13 protein-coding genes are annotated in these 15,036 nt (G+C 68.2%); 5 read left to right on the top strand and 8 right to left on the bottom strand.

Annotation, left to right across the window (positions count from 1 at the left end; translation table 11 throughout):
* From AC2YHJ_RS00645 to AC2YHJ_RS00620, 6 genes are read right to left on the bottom strand one after another with little or no spacing between them, the layout of a single operon-like run.
* The gene (locus AC2YHJ_RS00645; protein ID WP_487393366.1) at positions 1-948 is read right to left on the bottom strand and encodes a hypothetical protein; all 948 of its coding nucleotides are present in this window, start codon (positions 946-948) and stop codon (positions 1-3) included.
* A gap of 38 nt (positions 949-986) precedes the next feature.
* Positions 987-2,171, bottom strand: coding sequence for a hypothetical protein (locus AC2YHJ_RS00640; protein WP_487393365.1), 1,185 nt, complete (start codon positions 2,169-2,171; stop codon positions 987-989).
* 12 nt (positions 2,172-2,183) lie between these two features.
* Positions 2,184-2,978: a glycosyltransferase family 2 protein gene (locus AC2YHJ_RS00635; protein WP_487393364.1), complete on the bottom strand. Its 795-nt coding sequence runs from the start codon at positions 2,976-2,978 to the stop codon at positions 2,184-2,186.
* Positions 2,975-3,883 carry a UbiA family prenyltransferase gene (locus AC2YHJ_RS00630; RefSeq protein WP_487393363.1) on the bottom strand — a complete coding sequence of 303 codons (909 nt, stop codon included), beginning with the start codon at positions 3,881-3,883 and terminating at the stop codon, positions 2,975-2,977. The genes AC2YHJ_RS00635 and AC2YHJ_RS00630 overlap by 4 nt, the downstream gene beginning before the upstream one ends.
* Complete coding sequence (locus AC2YHJ_RS00625) at positions 3,880-6,588, bottom strand: hypothetical protein (RefSeq protein ID WP_487393362.1); 2,709 nt, start codon at positions 6,586-6,588, stop codon at positions 3,880-3,882. The genes AC2YHJ_RS00630 and AC2YHJ_RS00625 overlap by 4 nt, the downstream gene beginning before the upstream one ends.
* A 25-nt stretch (positions 6,589-6,613) precedes the next feature.
* Complete coding sequence (locus tag AC2YHJ_RS00620; protein ID WP_487393361.1) at positions 6,614-9,289, bottom strand: glycosyltransferase; 2,676 nt, start codon at positions 9,287-9,289, stop codon at positions 6,614-6,616.
* Positions 9,290-9,882: 593 nt separating this feature from the next.
* Between AC2YHJ_RS00620 and AC2YHJ_RS00615 the strand changes: the two genes are divergently transcribed.
* Together AC2YHJ_RS00615 and AC2YHJ_RS00610 are read left to right on the top strand one after the other, a co-directional pair.
* Positions 9,883-11,151, top strand: coding sequence for a tyrosine-type recombinase/integrase (locus tag AC2YHJ_RS00615; RefSeq protein ID WP_487393360.1), 1,269 nt, complete (start codon positions 9,883-9,885; stop codon positions 11,149-11,151).
* A gap of 304 nt (positions 11,152-11,455) precedes the next feature.
* Positions 11,456-11,887, top strand: a complete 432-nt coding sequence (locus tag AC2YHJ_RS00610; protein WP_487393359.1) for a hypothetical protein — start codon at positions 11,456-11,458, stop codon at positions 11,885-11,887.
* 1,055 nt (positions 11,888-12,942) lie between these two features.
* Here AC2YHJ_RS00610 and AC2YHJ_RS00605 read toward each other — a convergent pair.
* On the bottom strand, positions 12,943-13,170 hold the full coding sequence (locus AC2YHJ_RS00605; protein WP_487393358.1) for a hypothetical protein: 228 nt from the start codon (positions 13,168-13,170) through the stop codon (positions 12,943-12,945).
* Positions 13,167-13,334: a hypothetical protein gene (locus AC2YHJ_RS00600; protein WP_487393357.1), complete on the bottom strand. Its 168-nt coding sequence runs from the start codon at positions 13,332-13,334 to the stop codon at positions 13,167-13,169. Before AC2YHJ_RS00600 ends, AC2YHJ_RS00605 begins: the two co-directional genes overlap by 4 nt.
* Positions 13,335-13,490: 156 nt before the next feature.
* Here AC2YHJ_RS00600 and AC2YHJ_RS00595 point away from each other — a divergent pair, with 156 nt between their 5' ends.
* The 3 genes from AC2YHJ_RS00595 (at position 13,491) to AC2YHJ_RS00585 (ending at position 14,958) form a co-directional block, all read left to right on the top strand.
* Complete coding sequence (locus AC2YHJ_RS00595) at positions 13,491-13,919, top strand: hypothetical protein (RefSeq protein WP_487393356.1); 429 nt, start codon at positions 13,491-13,493, stop codon at positions 13,917-13,919.
* Positions 13,916-14,110, top strand: coding sequence for a hypothetical protein (locus tag AC2YHJ_RS00590; protein WP_487393355.1), 195 nt, complete (start codon positions 13,916-13,918; stop codon positions 14,108-14,110). The genes AC2YHJ_RS00595 and AC2YHJ_RS00590 overlap by 4 nt, the downstream gene beginning before the upstream one ends.
* Positions 14,111-14,274: 164 nt before the next feature.
* Entirely contained in the window at positions 14,275-14,958 is a 684-nt protein-coding gene (locus AC2YHJ_RS00585) for a hypothetical protein (protein ID WP_487393354.1), read from the top strand.
* Positions 14,959-15,036 lie beyond the last annotated feature (78 nt).

Genomic DNA, 15,036 nt, shown 5'->3' with positions numbered 1-15,036 from the left:
TCAGGCGGCGGGCGTCACCGTTGGCACCCGCCCCGCCTTGCGCGCGATCCAGGCCTCGAAATCGGGGTGCGTCACCGCATCGCCGTCGAGCACCGGATTGGGCGACACCCGGTCCTCGAACAGCCGGTGATAGTGGATCAGCGTGAGTGGCGTGGCCCGTTCGGCCGCCGTCAGGCTGTAGAAGGAATGGAGCGGGACGTTGTGCGACATTGGCAGCGTGCGCGCCGTGCCTCCCTCCCCCCAGATCGCCAGTGACAGGCAGGCCTGCGCGCTGCCCCAGTATTCGGCGCCACGCCCGCCGACCATCGCGTGGGAGGCATGGACGATCTGCTGCGTGCCCGGCGAGGGCCGCAGCCCATCGCGCACCGAACGCTCGAAATAGGCGAGCGTCCTGCGGAAGATCCCGGCACGCGGATCGACCGCGACGACACCCCCGTTGTAGCTGGCGCGGACGCGGATCTTGTCGACCGTGGTCGCGACGAAGGGTAACCGGTCCAGGCCGACCCCGACGCAGCGGCCGAGCGTCCGCCAATAAGCATCGGCCGGGTCATCGGGCCCGGTGCTGCACATGCCCTTGACGTCAACTGGCCGCACAGCCGCCGCCGCGCCCTGCAGCGACAGGTCAGGCTCGCCGGCGACCAGGATATCGCTGTCGAGCACGACGAGGATGTCGGCCCTGCTCTCCGCCTCCAGCGCCGCCGAGGCATACATCCGGAAGGTGGTGCCGTAGTCGGGTTCGATGCTCCGCACATCGAGCGGCAGATAGTCGCATCCCATCCGTTCGAGCGCCGCGAGCGTGTCGGCCTGCGGGCGCCGATCCGCCCGCGGCGATACGACGCGGATCGCGCTCCGCGCATGCCGGCCGCCGAACAGCCGCAGGCTCTCGCACAGCAGCAGCGCCTGCCGTTCCAGCACGCCGGCTTCGGCGATAAGGGCGAATTCGGTCACTTCCGGATGAAGCTCGCGACGCTGACGGAACGGCCACATCAGGACGGGTCGGGCGCGGGCATCGTTCCGGCAGCCCTCGCGAGATGCGCCTCGAGCTGCCGGGCATAGGCCTCGGCGCGTTCCCTCGCCTGCTCCAGGCTGCGCGCGTAGTCGATCGCGGCGTCGCGTGCCGCCCGCGTCTCTTCCAATGCCACTTCCAGCGACTGCGCGTAGCGTTCGGCGCTCAGCGCAGCCTCCGTACGGGCGGCGAGCATTCCGGCAAGCATCTCGGCGCGGCTCGACGCCTCGCGGCCGGCTTCGGACAGGACGGCGGCGTGGACCGCGGCAACGGCCAGGATGCCAGCCATGGCCGGATCGCGATTCTGCTGCGCGTCAGGCTCCTCCAGCACCGCCGCGCAGGCATCGGCGAAGGATCGCGCGATGGCGTCCAAGGCAGTTGCGTCTTGTCCCGTCCGCAACGCATCGAAGGCTGGCGCGATCCAGGACGCCCAAATGCCACCGCGCGCCACGAGCGATTGCCCGGCGTGCTGGTGGCGCTGGCGTGGATCGAGGAAGCGCGCCACCTCGGGCGCGGCCTCGGCCGGCGCGCGCGGCCAGGTGATCCCGAGATCCTGCGCCATGCGGTGCGCCACGCCCTGCCAGTCGGTGAGCAGGTCGTCATAGGTGCAGAACGCCCTGGCGCAGCCGCGCGAATGCCGCTCCGCCGCCAGGGCGTAGCGCAGCCAGAGCAGCCCGCCGCGATCCATCGGCCAGGATTGTGCCGGCGCGGTCTTGGATTGGCGATCCGCCAGCGACCGCGCCACCTCGACCGGATCGCGCGAAATGACGACGGCCATGCCGCGCATGCCGAGCCCCTCGACCGCGCGGCGCCACAGCGGGAAGACCAGCGCGTTGCGCGGATCCTTGAACACGAAGAACGATGCGCCGGCAAACTCGTCCCGGATCAGCGCCCGCATCGGCGCGACGAAGGCCTCCGCCGCCGCGGTCGCGAACCAGGCTTCCGGCGGTCCGGTCAGCCCATCGAGCGACGCGCCCGCGGCTGTGAGCACCTGGTCGTTGAGCGCCCCTGCCGGCTCTGGCTCCCAATGCCCGGCCTCGTTGCCCGGCCCGGGCGGCAGCACATGCCGCGGCAGCGATACGCCGAGCAGGCTCAGCACCCGCGTCAGCGCCGAGGTGCCGCTGCGATGCATGCCGAGAACGAAGATCGCGACAGGGGCCGTCATGTCAGGCCAGGGTCATCCAACACTCGGCAAGGGCAGCAGCCGGAAGCGAAGCAGATACCAGAGCGCCTTCATGCCGTCGCGCCATCCGATCCTCTTGCCCTCGCCATATCGACGGCCGCGATAGGCGATGCCGATCTCCTTGATGCGCCAGCGCCGCGACCGGGCGATCTGCGCGCTCATCTGGATTTCGCAACCGAAATCGTCGCAGGTGATGCGCAGCCGGTCGCCGACCGCGCGGGTGAACATCTTGTAGCACACCTCGATGTCGGTCAGGCGCTGGCCGTAGAGGATGCTGAACAGTCCCGACAGCACGGCGTTGGCCGCGTACTGGCGACGATAGGGAAAGACGCCGCGCCCGCCACGCAGGCGTGATCCGAAGACGACATCGGCGACCTTGCGTCGCGCGATCAGCTCATACATCGTCGCCCAATCGATCGGGTCGTATTCCAGATCCGCATCCTGGATGACGATGACCTCCCCCAGCGCCGCCGCGAGCCCGGTCCTGAGCCCCGCACCCTTGCCGAGGTTGGTGTCGTGGAAGAAGCACCGGATCGTCGTGGGCGGCCGCGCGGTATCGTCGACGAATAGCAGCATCCCGTCCGGGCCGAGCCCGATGCGCGCAGCCAAATGATGGTCGTGCGGAAGGTTCGCCCGGATCCACTCGCGCGTGCCGTCGGACGACCCGTCATCGACGAGGATGATCTCCTTGCACACCTCCGGCAGTGCTTCGGCGGCGGCGACGAGGATGCGGGGCAGCGTCGCGGCCTCATTGAAGACGGGGATGATGATCGACAGCGACAGCGTCACCACGGCGGCACCGTCGCCAGCATCGTCAGGCCGATGATGGCGTGCAGCACCCGGTAGACGCCCTGGAGCCGCCGCAGCGCCTCGAAGGTCAGGTCGGCGCGGAATGCGCGCAGTGCGGCCGCCGCATGCAGCGTGCCGGCCACCAACGCCGCGATGCCCAGGACGGCCGGAACCTCCCCGCGCAGCGCGAGCACCATCAGCAGGCCATAGGAGGCGGCGAACAGCACAAGGCCGGCGAGGAAGCCCCGCTGCCTGCCGAACGCCACGGCGTTGGTGCGGATGCCGTTGTCGCGGTCGCCGTCGTGGTCGCGTGCTTCATGCGTGAAATGGCCGGCGGCGAAGACCAGGCCGAAGAAGGCGCTGACGGCGAGTGCCGGCCCGGAGATCGCCGTGAAAGCAACGGTCCCCAGCAGGAAATGCAGCGCGCCGCCGGCGAGATGCAGCAGCGAGTTGAAGACCGGGACGCCCTTGCCGCCCAGGGAATAGGCCGCGCTGAGGAGGGCGATGAGCAGCCCTATCACGAAGGCCCCGGTGCCGAGCGCACCGAGCAGCGCCAGGGCCATCGCCAGCAGCCCGAGCGCCAGGCCCGCCATCGCCGCCGCGCCCGTCCCACGTGCGACGAAGGTGTCCGCCGCCCGTCGCGGATCCCGGGCATCGGTCGCGATGCCCGCCCAGTCATTCAGGACAAAGACGTGCCCCACGAGGCAGAGGTTGCCGGCGACAAGCAAGACGAAGGGCAGCAGCAGCGCGAGGGATAGGCTGTCGATCGCGAACAGCGCCCCCATGACGGGCGCGCCCTGCAGCACGCAGACTTCGTCGAGCCGGATGCAGGAGAGCAGCCGCATCGGCGCCGGCGACGCGCGGTGCGGCTCCGCCTGTCCGGCCTGGTCGTCGATCGTGGTCACCCGCCACCGCCCTGCTGCGTCATGCGGCCGGATTGCGGGGCGGCGCGCCGGGCCTCGTGAAGAAGCCTCAGCCACAGCGCATAGCCCAGATCCTGCGACCAGTAGAAGCGCCGCACGGTCGCTGACATGTCGTTGTGGTAGAACAACGGCGGCGCGTCGCGCATCACGGCGAAGTCCTGCGCGGCGATCTCCTGCAGCAGCCGGGCCGTGTCCTCTCGGGTTCCGGCATCGGCGGTGCCCGCCTCGAACCGCTGCAGCAGCGCGGCCGCGCGCATCCATCGCTCCTGGCCGGGCGTGTCCGGACGCAGCCGCGATTCGGGCAGGCTGAGCGCGCAACCCGCGCGGTGCATGTCGGGCAGGCGCAGCGCCACCATCAGCGGCGCGCGGGCGTAATACACCCACACATCGTCGTCGTCGGCGCGCTGCATTATCGCCTCGCACAGGTCGCGGGCGGCCGGCGGGTCCTCCTCCGCCAGCAGCATGAAGACATGCATCTGGATGCCGAGATCGGCCGGGTTCGGGTCGCGGCCCGGATCGATGCAGCGATACGCGGCGCGTTCCGCAAGCCAAGTCCGGTACAGCCCGTCCTCGCGGCGAAAGCGGTGCATCGTCTCGAGCGCCATCGCCAACAGCGCGCGGTCCGCACCGGGCGCGACGCGCCAGGCCAATGCAGTGTCGTCAGCATCCGGCGTGATCGCGCAGCCCAGCACCCCGATGGTCGGCGCATCCGGCCGGCCGTGATAGCGCACCAGCCCATCCGCCTCGATCTGCCCGGCAAGGAAGTCGCGCGCCCGCGCCAGCATCCCCGCCAGCGGTTCGGCCGTCGCGACCGGACCCGCGATGTCGAGCATGATCGCGTTCAGATAGGTGTTCAGCTCATCCCGCGGCGTATCGAAGGCCGTGCCGCGGGTGAAGGCGGTGAGCCAGTAGCCCAGCGGCTGCTGGCGTTCCGCGAGCCGCTGCACCGCCTGTTCCGCCCTGTGGGCCAGCCAGCGGTCGCGTCGGCGTTCGGGGCTGTCGTCAGGCAGGTCGAAGGTGACCTGCTTCAGCAGGCGCGGTTCCATGCCGCCGAGCCCATGCGCCAGCACGGCCAGGCTGTGCGGCCCCGCTGCGAGGGCGGCGGCCGGGACCTGCAGGCGCCAGCCGGCGGGACTGGCCTCGCCGAGCGCCTGCGCCACGTCGGGCCGCGTGAAGAAGGTGTTGCTTGCCGCCACCAACCGGCCGTCGATCAGCACGGACACGCCCGCGGGTGTGTGCGAATCCGCGAGTGCCCACCCGGCGATGTCGATCTGCCGCTCGATGCCCTCGGCGGTCTCGACGTCGATGACTTCGACCAGGTCGATGTTGCCGCGCACGCGCTGCAGCAGGTCGGCGGCGGCGGGGCCGTGGGCCAACTCGCCGATGAAGGCGGCGTTGGACAGATGCCACATCGGGCGCATCCGGTCCGCGCCGCGCGCCTGCAAAGCCTGCGCGCCCGTCGCGCCGACGTACCAGAAAGCGCCGATCGCCTGGATCGCGATGGCGGCCACGCAGGCGGTGCCGAACAGTATGCGTCCGTGCCGCGCCAGTCGCGTCACGATCGGCGCCAGCAACCACATCAGCATCGGCAGCATGTCGGTGAACCAGCGCGGCCCCCAGGACATGCCCTGCCGCCAGTCGATCATCGCGTAGAGCGCGATCTGCACGGCCATCGCCGCCGCGATCGCGACCGAGAGGCCGCGGTGCTCGCGCTCGCGCAGCGCCCACAGCAGCAGGCATGGCACGAAGAGCAGGAAGGGCGAGAAAACGAAGAGGCCGCGCGTCGGGCTGAACAGCAGCCCTGCGACGCCGCCGATGATGTCGTCATTGTAGTTCTGCGGCCGCGCGACGAGCGCATAGGCGCCGGCCACGTGGCCGACCACGATCAGGTTGTAGGCGAGGGTCAGCGCCACTGGCACCAGCCCCGCCGCGATGAGGAGAAGCCGCCACCGCCCCGCCCACCACAGCCCGTAGAGCCCGAGCGCCGCCGCCAGAACCGCGTCGGGCTGCCGGTTGGCCGCGATCATCGCGCAGAGCAGGCCCGCCGCCGCCACGCGCAGCGCTGTCGCCGGCCCGGTGACCAGCAGCATGGTCGCGACGATGAGAAGCTGCGCCATCCCGTGGGCCCACAGCGCCTGACCGCTGATGACCCAGGTCGTGGTCCCGAAGGCATAGACCAGGCTCAACAGCGCCGCGAGGCCCGGTGGCGCGCGGCGCCGGAGCAGCAGATAGAGCAATGCGACCGAAGCCGCCGCGATGGACGAGGCGACGAACTTCTCCATCACCCGCGTCACCGTCTCGACGAGCGGCGGATCCCAGCCCCGCGCATCAAGATAGGCGAGCGCCGGAAGATAGAGCGGCGCGACGACGACCGGCACGAGGATCGGATAGATCGAGACGTAGCGGTCGCCCCGCCCATGCGTGATCCAGAAGGCCGAGGTGACTTTTCCCCGGATCACCGGCGGCTGCCGTCCCTGCGCGACGGTCTCGAGGATCGGGTTCAGCGTGACGGTGTGATTGCGCAGGATGGAGAAGGGCAGGTAGCGCGCCGCATAGGTGTCGGCCGCCGGTATCGCCCGCATGTTCGCGTTGTAGGCCGCGAAGCAGGCCATGCCGATGAGCAGCGCGACGAGCACGTCGCGCAGCCGCAGCCGCGCCCCGCCGCCCGTCGTTCCGCCATCCGTCATGCTGCGATCCACCCTCGGCGACGGATCAGGAAGCGCGCGACTGGCCGGGACGCGCCCGACGTTCGGCCAGCCAGTGCCGCAACCGCACGGCCAGCGTCGCCACGCGGTATTGCTGCTTGATCTCGGGCGCGCCGCCGGCGACTTCCACGGCCCGCTCCACCGTCTCGGACACACCCGAACGCCACAGCAGCATCGGCAACCGCGGCAGCCTCGCGACATAGTAGCCGGGGAAGCGGAACACATCGCGCGCGATGCGCCGCGAACGTGCGCCCCAACGCGCCGGCTGCGGCAGCGATGGGTCGGCGGGGCGCGCGACCGGCGCCGTCTGCCGACGCGCCGCGACGCGCGCGGAGGCTTCAAGCCGTCGCAACCGCGCGCGCATCGCACCGCCGACCGCCGCCGCCGAGTAGAGCCGCGCGATCGTCGCCGCCCCTGCCTGCCCGATCGCTTCGCGCCACGCCACATCGGTCCAGACCCGGCGCATGAGCTGCGCGGCGACATCGAGATTCGGCTCTGCCCAGATCGTGCCGGCCGGGTAAGGGCCATGCGCCCGCTCCCCCGGCACCAGGTCGAAGGGAACGATCGCGGCATTCTCCGCGGTGGTGAAGTCGGCGTTGCCGCTCCAGCCCGTGACCACCACCGGCAGGCCATAGGCCATGGCCTCGGCGATCGACAGGCCGAACCCCTCCGACCGGTGCAGCGAGACGAAGCCGTCCACGCTGGCGAGCAGGCGGAAGCGATCGTCGCTTTCCAATGCCGCGTCCAGCAGCGAGACGCGCCGCCCGGCCGCCGCGGCGCGCAGCCTGTTCATCAGGCCCGGATCGGCCTGTCCGTTCAGCAGCTTCACCGCCAGCCGCACCGGCTCCTCCGGCGCGAAGGCGCGCGCAAAGGCCTCGACCACGCCTTCCGGGTTCTTGCGAAAGGGAACGGAGGCGACGTCGAACTGGAACAGGAAGACGAATTCGTCCTCCGCAACGTCGGGCAGCAGCCGCGACAGCCAGGCACGGTCCCGCCGCGCACGGGGCGGGCGCACCATCGGCGGCATGACCACGACCGGCACCGTCGCCGTCGCGCGGATCGCGTCGGCGACGAAGCGCGTGGCGACCCAGATCTCGTCCACCAGATCGAAGCGATCGGACCAGCGTTCCGGGAAGTCCTGCGTCTCCCAGTACCAGCAGCCGATGCGGTAGGTGTCGTGCAACTGGCGCGGCACGGCCGCGAGCACGCCCGGCAGCGCATCCGCGTTGCAGCCGAGAATGGTGACGGGCGCCGCCGCGCCATCCACGGGTGCCGCGGGCAGGGCATAGGTCCCGATCGGCGCGCCGGCCTGGGCCGAGATGTCGTGGGCACGCACCGCCACGCCGGAGGCCTCCAGCGCCGCGACGTTCTGCCGCGCCGCCTCACCCACGCCGAGATGCGCGCGCAGATAGCCCACATAGTTCACCTGGGTCGCGGCCGCCCCCTGCGGCGCAGCGAAGCGTTCGACCAGCATGCGGTCGAGGCCCAGCTCCGACACGCCCGAGCCGCGCATCCAGCCGAGCAGGCCCTCGGCGTTGCGCCCGTCGTCATAGGCCGCGGCGACGTCGCCGCGCAGCCGCAGCACCGCCCGCTGGTAGCGCGAGATGTGGTCGCCGGGTGCGAGCCCCGCGGCCCAATCGAGGAATCCCGGTTCGTCGAGCGGATCGCCGATGTCGATCCCCTCCGCCACCGCCTGGCGGTACAGCGCGCGGCATGCTGCGTCCCACCCGGCGCCATCGCGCAAGGCAACGCGCGGCGCGTCGAGCACCGCCCAGTCCTGCAACCCGGCCTCGGCCAGCGCCTGGGCATAGGCTTCGAACAACTGGGGCGCATCGCCGGGTGGCTGGTGGACGAACCGGTTCTCATGCTTGGAGATACCCGGCCCGTCCGGCGCGAAGCCGCTGAAGTGGAAGAAGACGAGTGCTTCCGATCCTTCCGGCCCGCGGACCTGCCATTGCCCGTCCACCAGTTGGGGGGTCCGCTCATGCAGGTTCCAGTAGGCGACGTTGAAGCCCGGATGATCCAGCACTGCATGATCGCGCAGCAGCAGCGGCGCGAGGTCCATCCATCGCTGGTCGGTGAAAACCCCGTGGTGGAAATCACGCAGGCAAAGGTCGTGGAGCTTCGCGTCCCACCACGCCAGCAGCCTGCGCGCCTGCGGCGTGTCGCGCATCGCAGCGAAGCCGAGGTTGTACACGCCGGCCCGCAGGATCATGAGGTCGTCGGGCAGGTGGCCGTCATCCGGCAGCGGCGTCAGGACATGCGGCGTCAGCACCAGCGCCGGGTCGGACCCGTCGCGGCGCCAGAAGGTGTCGATCCGCCCGAAGGCGCGAATGTCCGGGTCGAGGTAGATGGCCCGCTGCACGCCCCGGTCGAACAGGAAGCGGAAGCAGGCGGGCTTCACGCTCGTTGCGAATTCGAGAATGTCGTAGTGCGCCCGCCGGTGGTTCCATTCGCGGCGGTCCATGGCCTGTTCGGCTGGCACGATGACGAGATGGTCCGGCAGCGCGATTCCCCGCGGCGGCGTATCGAGCAGGAAGACCACGAGCGTCAGCCCGGGATGATGCTCGCGGATCGAAGCGCCAAGGACAGCGGCGTGGGCGAGGTAGTTGCTCGCGCAGATCGTGAAGATCGCCAGCTCGGCGGCAAGGTCCTGGTCCTTGCTCGTGGCGCTGTTGGGCATCTCGGTCCAATGCGATTGGGAATGATGCGGAGTTGGTGGCATGGGCGACCCGGGGTGGTAATCGTGCTGACGCGAGGTGAACGGAGAATTCACGGTGAGGGTGTCGCCGATCGGCCAGCGCCTGAACAGGGGCGTCGGCGGGCGCGGCCCGATCGTCCGCGCGGGTCCTTGACGGGGTCCTATGCCGGACAACTGGCGGGCCGCGACCCAGGCAATCCGCGATTGGGCTTCGCGCCTCGCAGGCCAGCCACCCAGAATGGCAAGCCCTGCCGTAGGTGGAACGGGGAACGCTGCTGCTGATGTGCTGCGGGGCGTGCGAGCCCGGGCAACGGGGCCCGGAGACGGTACGATGCCCTGAGGGGATTGGCGGACCCGAAAGGATTCGAACCTTCGACCTCTGCCTTCGGAGGGTTTCTGCCAAGTGTTTGCCCGGGCTTTCCCTCGATGGCTGTCGTTTTCTAAAGCCTTTCAGAACAGCAGGTTAAGTCTGGCACGAGACTTGCCGCGTTTTCCCTCGTTTGCTCTCGTATTCCCAAATTTCCGATCCCGTGGTGACTCTATGGTGACACCAAATTGCCGAGGCAAAGGTCGCCATGCCCAAGTTGACGAAGCGGATCGTCGATGCCGCGGAGGCCCGCGACCAGCCGTATTTCCTGTGGTGCAGCGACCTGCCGGGCTTCGGCGTCCGTGTCTTCCCCAGCGGCAAGCGCGTCTATTACGCCGACTACAGGCCGAAGGGCGGGGGTAGCCGCAAGCGCATGTCCCTCGGCCAGCACGGGAAGCTGACGACCGAGGAGGCCAGGCGCCAGGCGGTCATCACCCTGGGCAGCGTCCTGCAGGGCGAGGATCCAGCCGAGGACCGCGCCACCCGCCGGAAGAGCATCACCGTGAAGGAGCTCTGCGAGCGCTACCTCGATGCCGCAGACAAAGGGCATGTGCTGGGCAAGGGTGACCGACCGAAGAAGGCCAGCACGATCGATTCCGACCGCAGCCGGATCCGCGCGCAGGTGATCCCCCTGCTCGGCACGAAGCGCGTCATGCACCTGACCCGCACGGACATCACCCGCTTCATGCGCGACATCGCCGAGGGCAAGGCGGCCAAGGTCGAGAAGACGGAGAAGAAGCGCGGCAAGTCGATCGTGCGCGGCGGCACCGGCGCCGCGCGCAGGACGGTCGGCATGCTGGGCGGCGTGCTGGCCTTCGCGGTCGCCGAGGGCATCATCACCACTAACCCTGTCCATGGCGTGAAGCGCACCGCTGATGGCAAGCGCCGCGCTCGGCTGGTCCCCGAGACGTATCGCCGGCTCGGCAAGACCCTCACCCTGTACGCCGAAGCCCAGACCATGGGACGCGCCATCGAAGCTGTCTGGCTTTTGCTCCTGACGGGCTGCCGCAGCAGCGAGATCACGGCCCTGCGCTGGTCCGAGGTGGACCTGCCCGGCCAGGCGCTGCGGCTGCACGATTCCAAGGAGGGTGCCTCTGTCCGTCCGCTGGGCAGGGCAGCGGTCGAGGTGCTGCAGGCGATCGAGCGGAAGGACGGCGCGACCTACGTCCTACCCGGTCGCGGCGAGGGCACCCACTACGGCGGGCTGCCAGGTGCATGGCGCCGCATCGCCAAGCACGCCGGCCTGACAGGCATCACGCCCCACACCCTGCGCCACAGCTTCGCCTCGACGGCCGGCGACCTGGGGATGAGCAAGCCGACCGTCGAGGCGCTGCTCGGCCACGCCGGCAGCAGCGTGACGGACGACTACATGCACATCCTCGACGCGGTGCTGGTCGCCGCGGCGGACAAGGTGACCGAGGCCATCCGGGACTACATGACCACCGACCCGCCCGGCGGGGCTGAGGCCTCAACCTGAGGTTACAACACAGCCTCCAGCCATACCCCCTGGTCCCAGTTCCACGGTTTTTGCCGTCACACCGTCACAACGCACGTATCTCTAAGGATTGGTCCGATTTTCGACCCGTCACATTTTGGACGGTGTTACGGCTCGGAAGCGCCCGCAAAGCCGCAGAAAAGGCCACTTGTAACGGTGTTACGGTTCGGAATTCGGGTTTTGGTGTGACGGTGCGCGCTAGGGTTGAATGAGGCTATCCGGCGGTGATCATCTGCACGATTTAGCTTGCCGGGACTCGAATCGCTCGCGCAGCAAGATAAGTTCGATGTCTCTGCTTCATCCGCGTCAGTATGTGCGCTTTCTGGACGGCCGGCTCGGTCCACATACCGAGGCCGCTTTCTTGCCGCTTGATCTCGGACGGCAGATGCCGACGAACTCGTCGGCAGTACTGATCGGCCGAGATTACGCACTGAAGCTTCAGCGCAAGCACCGCCTCAGATATGAGCACTTCATGCTCATTCAGACCGTAATTGATAAAGGATGGTGCGCCTTATCAGAAAAGACCAACCATATGGAATTCATGTATGTCGATGATAAGATATTTGGCAGTCGATTTATGTTAGTCTTAAAATCGGCGAAAAGCGGAACGGAAACCTGGATAACGACCTACTTCCGAACAAACGATGGCCAGATCAAATCACGCCTGAAGTTCGCCCGAAAGCGCGGCCTTCTGCTCCGTGGTCACGCCTGGGAATAGAAGAGGCGACCCTTTCGGGTCGCCTCGTTGCTTCGGAGGGACTCCACTTACGCACCCCTCTAATCCACAGCCAGCAGCTTCCGCAACTAACCGGGCACGGCATGGAGATTCACCGTGTCGTAGCAAGCGGGACAATGCGGAACCCAGGAAATCTGCGCGACTCACGAAATGTTACTCAGAGTTATCCACACGCTAAGTGACGAAAAAGACTCATTTCTAGCGAACTGGGGAATCTCTCAAGTGAGGTTTGCCAAATTGTGCGAATCGGCAAACGTTTGCATGGGCGGTTGCGGTTCAGCGTGAACGCGATCCCGACCGAGCCGCCGGCCTCGCCTTGTAGATCTCTAGCGCCCGCCGGTCCTCCTTCGTCACCCGCACGCTAATACCGCTGTCGCCGCCACCGATCGCCTGGCGCACCTCCGCCAAGCCCAGGCGCGCCGCGGGGTTGAGAGTGATTCGCTAGGTGGTTGGGCACCGGGAGGCCTGATCGGTTGCCCACGTCACTCTGATTTGGGCTTCCGCGTGGGAGCGGGCTTCATCCAGCGCGACATCTCGGGATGGCGCCAGCTCCTCTTGGTTCGAGAATGCGCCACCGCCCGCGATTGTATAGGACCAAGTCCAATGACGGCGGCCGATCTGCTTAAGGGAAACCCGGACAATCCGCCCTTCGACGGTGATCTCTTCCATGTGGTCCTGTCCCAACGGCCGGCCTGTTCCACCCGTCGTCCGTCAACAGCTCCTAGCGGGCGCTAAGCATGGCCTCAACAGTTCCATGCTTCCGCGCGCGCTGGAGCACGTCATGGCATTCCGTGGCTGCACCCCGGGTTTGCGCGAGCAATGCTTCCGAGCGCGCCGAGGTCCAACCTTCATTCCGCAACCGCTCCCGCAGCACGGGGCAGGGGCCTCCGACGAGTTCTGCAAGCCCTTCGCGGCCTATGATCAGGGCGCTCGTTGCAATGGCGACCGCAAGTACTGCGATCGCGAGTCCAGTGGCTTTCATGCGTGTGGTCTCTGGCATAGAATTGTAACGTATCTTGACTACAGAAGCGGCGGCTTCAGTTTCGCCAAGTCTGACCGAATTCCTCATCGAACCAGCGTTCGGCAGCGATGTCCGGGCCTCCCGTGGAACGAAAGTCGAAGTGGTGGCCGAACCCCTTCGCCTGCGCCCACGCCTTAAATTCTCTGTAGCTCGGCTGTTCGATCGCTGGCTTCGGTATGCCGGATTTCTTGGCCCAAACGCCGCATAGGCGGCGAATCTCGCGCTCTGCTTCGGCCTTCTTCATCGTTTGGAGCTCTCGGACGTCTTAAGCCCCAGCTCGACCAAACGACGGATGGCCTCCGATCGGGACGGGATATCGGCCTGCGCCCGGCGCCAATCGTCTACAGCTTCAATGAACTGTCGCGACGTGACGAGCTGAAGGCGCTGGTCCTGCTTGACGGTTTCCATGGCCCACATCCTACACCATAAGAGCGAGAAGCGCGACATGTGTAATATGTGCTTGCGCGTCAGTGTGTGATGTGTGTAACTTAAGCGGCCAAGGAGAGCGGCGGCAACCGCAATCCTTGGCCTCACCGCAACCGCGACCCTTGGGAGATCGCGACTATGGCTGACGCCAATATGGCGGCTGCGCGCTCGCGCGGCGACGCCCTTCTCATACCCAAGCCCCGGCGCCGCTCGCTGGACCTGACGCAGGTTCGGCGTGATCGCCTGGAGGCCATCGTCGAGCATCTGATCTGGCTGCTCGATGCGTGGGATGGCGATGACGACCGCGAGGGCGCCGGCACGGACGATGACCGCTGCGTCGCGCACGACGACGATCCAGGTTGGTCCGGCGGGCATGGGCATTGGCTTCCTGGCGACCCTGACGACGCTGAGCCGTGCGAAGACCTTGAGGCCAGCGCGCAGCCGGCGGTGACGCCGGACAGCGCCCCGCGGGCAAAGCAGCGCGCGTGCCTGTGCTGCACAGCGGCCTTCCTGAGCGACGGCCCGCATCACCGGCTCTGCCGCCGCTGCCGGAACTCACTCCGGTGACCCGGCGCCGCAAGGACGATGACGAGATCCTGGCGAGCCGCGCCGGCGACCTCGAAATGCTGCGCATCTACGAGGAGGCGCGCCGGACGGGGCTGCGGAAGCGCGCGGATGCGCTCCGCGACTTCGCCCGGCAGGCGCAGCAGCGGCAGCGTACCGCCCTGGGCGTGACCGTCACACGCCGGCCGCGGTGACCGCGCAGGGGCCGGGTTCGCCCGGCCCCCTTCAGATCCCGAAAGTCAGGCGATCGCCATTCGCGTCCATCACAAATGGAGTTGCGCTGCCCGCCATTCGTGTTGTACCCATATGGTGCCATCTGAGACGGAGTCGGATGGCGGCGGGTGAGAGGACTGTTGGCATGGCTAGCCCTGGTGAACTGGTTCGGTGCTTCGCTGAGGTGCTGCGGCTGCCGGAAGCGACGGTCGCCCTGTACGATCGCCACCTTTCCGAGGCGGGTCTCAGGACGAAGGGCGGGCGCGGTCTCAGCGCCGCGAAGATGACCGCGCGAGATGCCGCACATCTGCTCACCGCCATCCTCGGCAGCCCGCAGATCAAAGACGCAGCCGAGACGATCCGGCGTTACGAGCAAAGCACGATAGGGGAGCTCCATGGATGGAAGCCTCTCGGCAAGCTCCCCATCCCGAAGATTGCGGCGCTCCCGGCGGTGCACAGCTTCATTGATGGGGTCGAGGCGGTTATCGCGGCTGTGCAGGATGGGTCGCTCCTCCCGCTCGCCCCGGCGGAACTCGCCTTCGGAAATCATGTGCAGATCAGCGCAGCGTCGCCGGAGACCTTCGCGCTCATCCGGGTCATCACCATGCAGCGGGGAGGGACGGGCACCGGGCAATATGGCCCACCATCGCCGACGCGCATGAAGGCGGATCCTTCGACCGAAGAGATCATGGCCTGGAACGCGAGCCAGCCCAATCCGCTCGACCTCAGCGACTTGCGCGAAGAGCGCCGCGTCACCGCGCGCACCGTCGGCTGCATCGCCGCGACCCTCAACGATGCGCCGGCCTCCGCGTGGCTGCAGCGCAAGTGACCATGGAACCCTCCCCGAAATGGGCGAGCATGCCCGCCGCACGGGCCACGGGGGGGGTTGCCGCGCGGCGCCCTGGCC

The organism is Roseomonas sp. SRI_022, assembly GCF_057586215.1.
The sequence above is the reverse complement of the archived record's forward strand: the minus strand, read 5'-3'. Positions and strand labels throughout refer to the sequence as shown.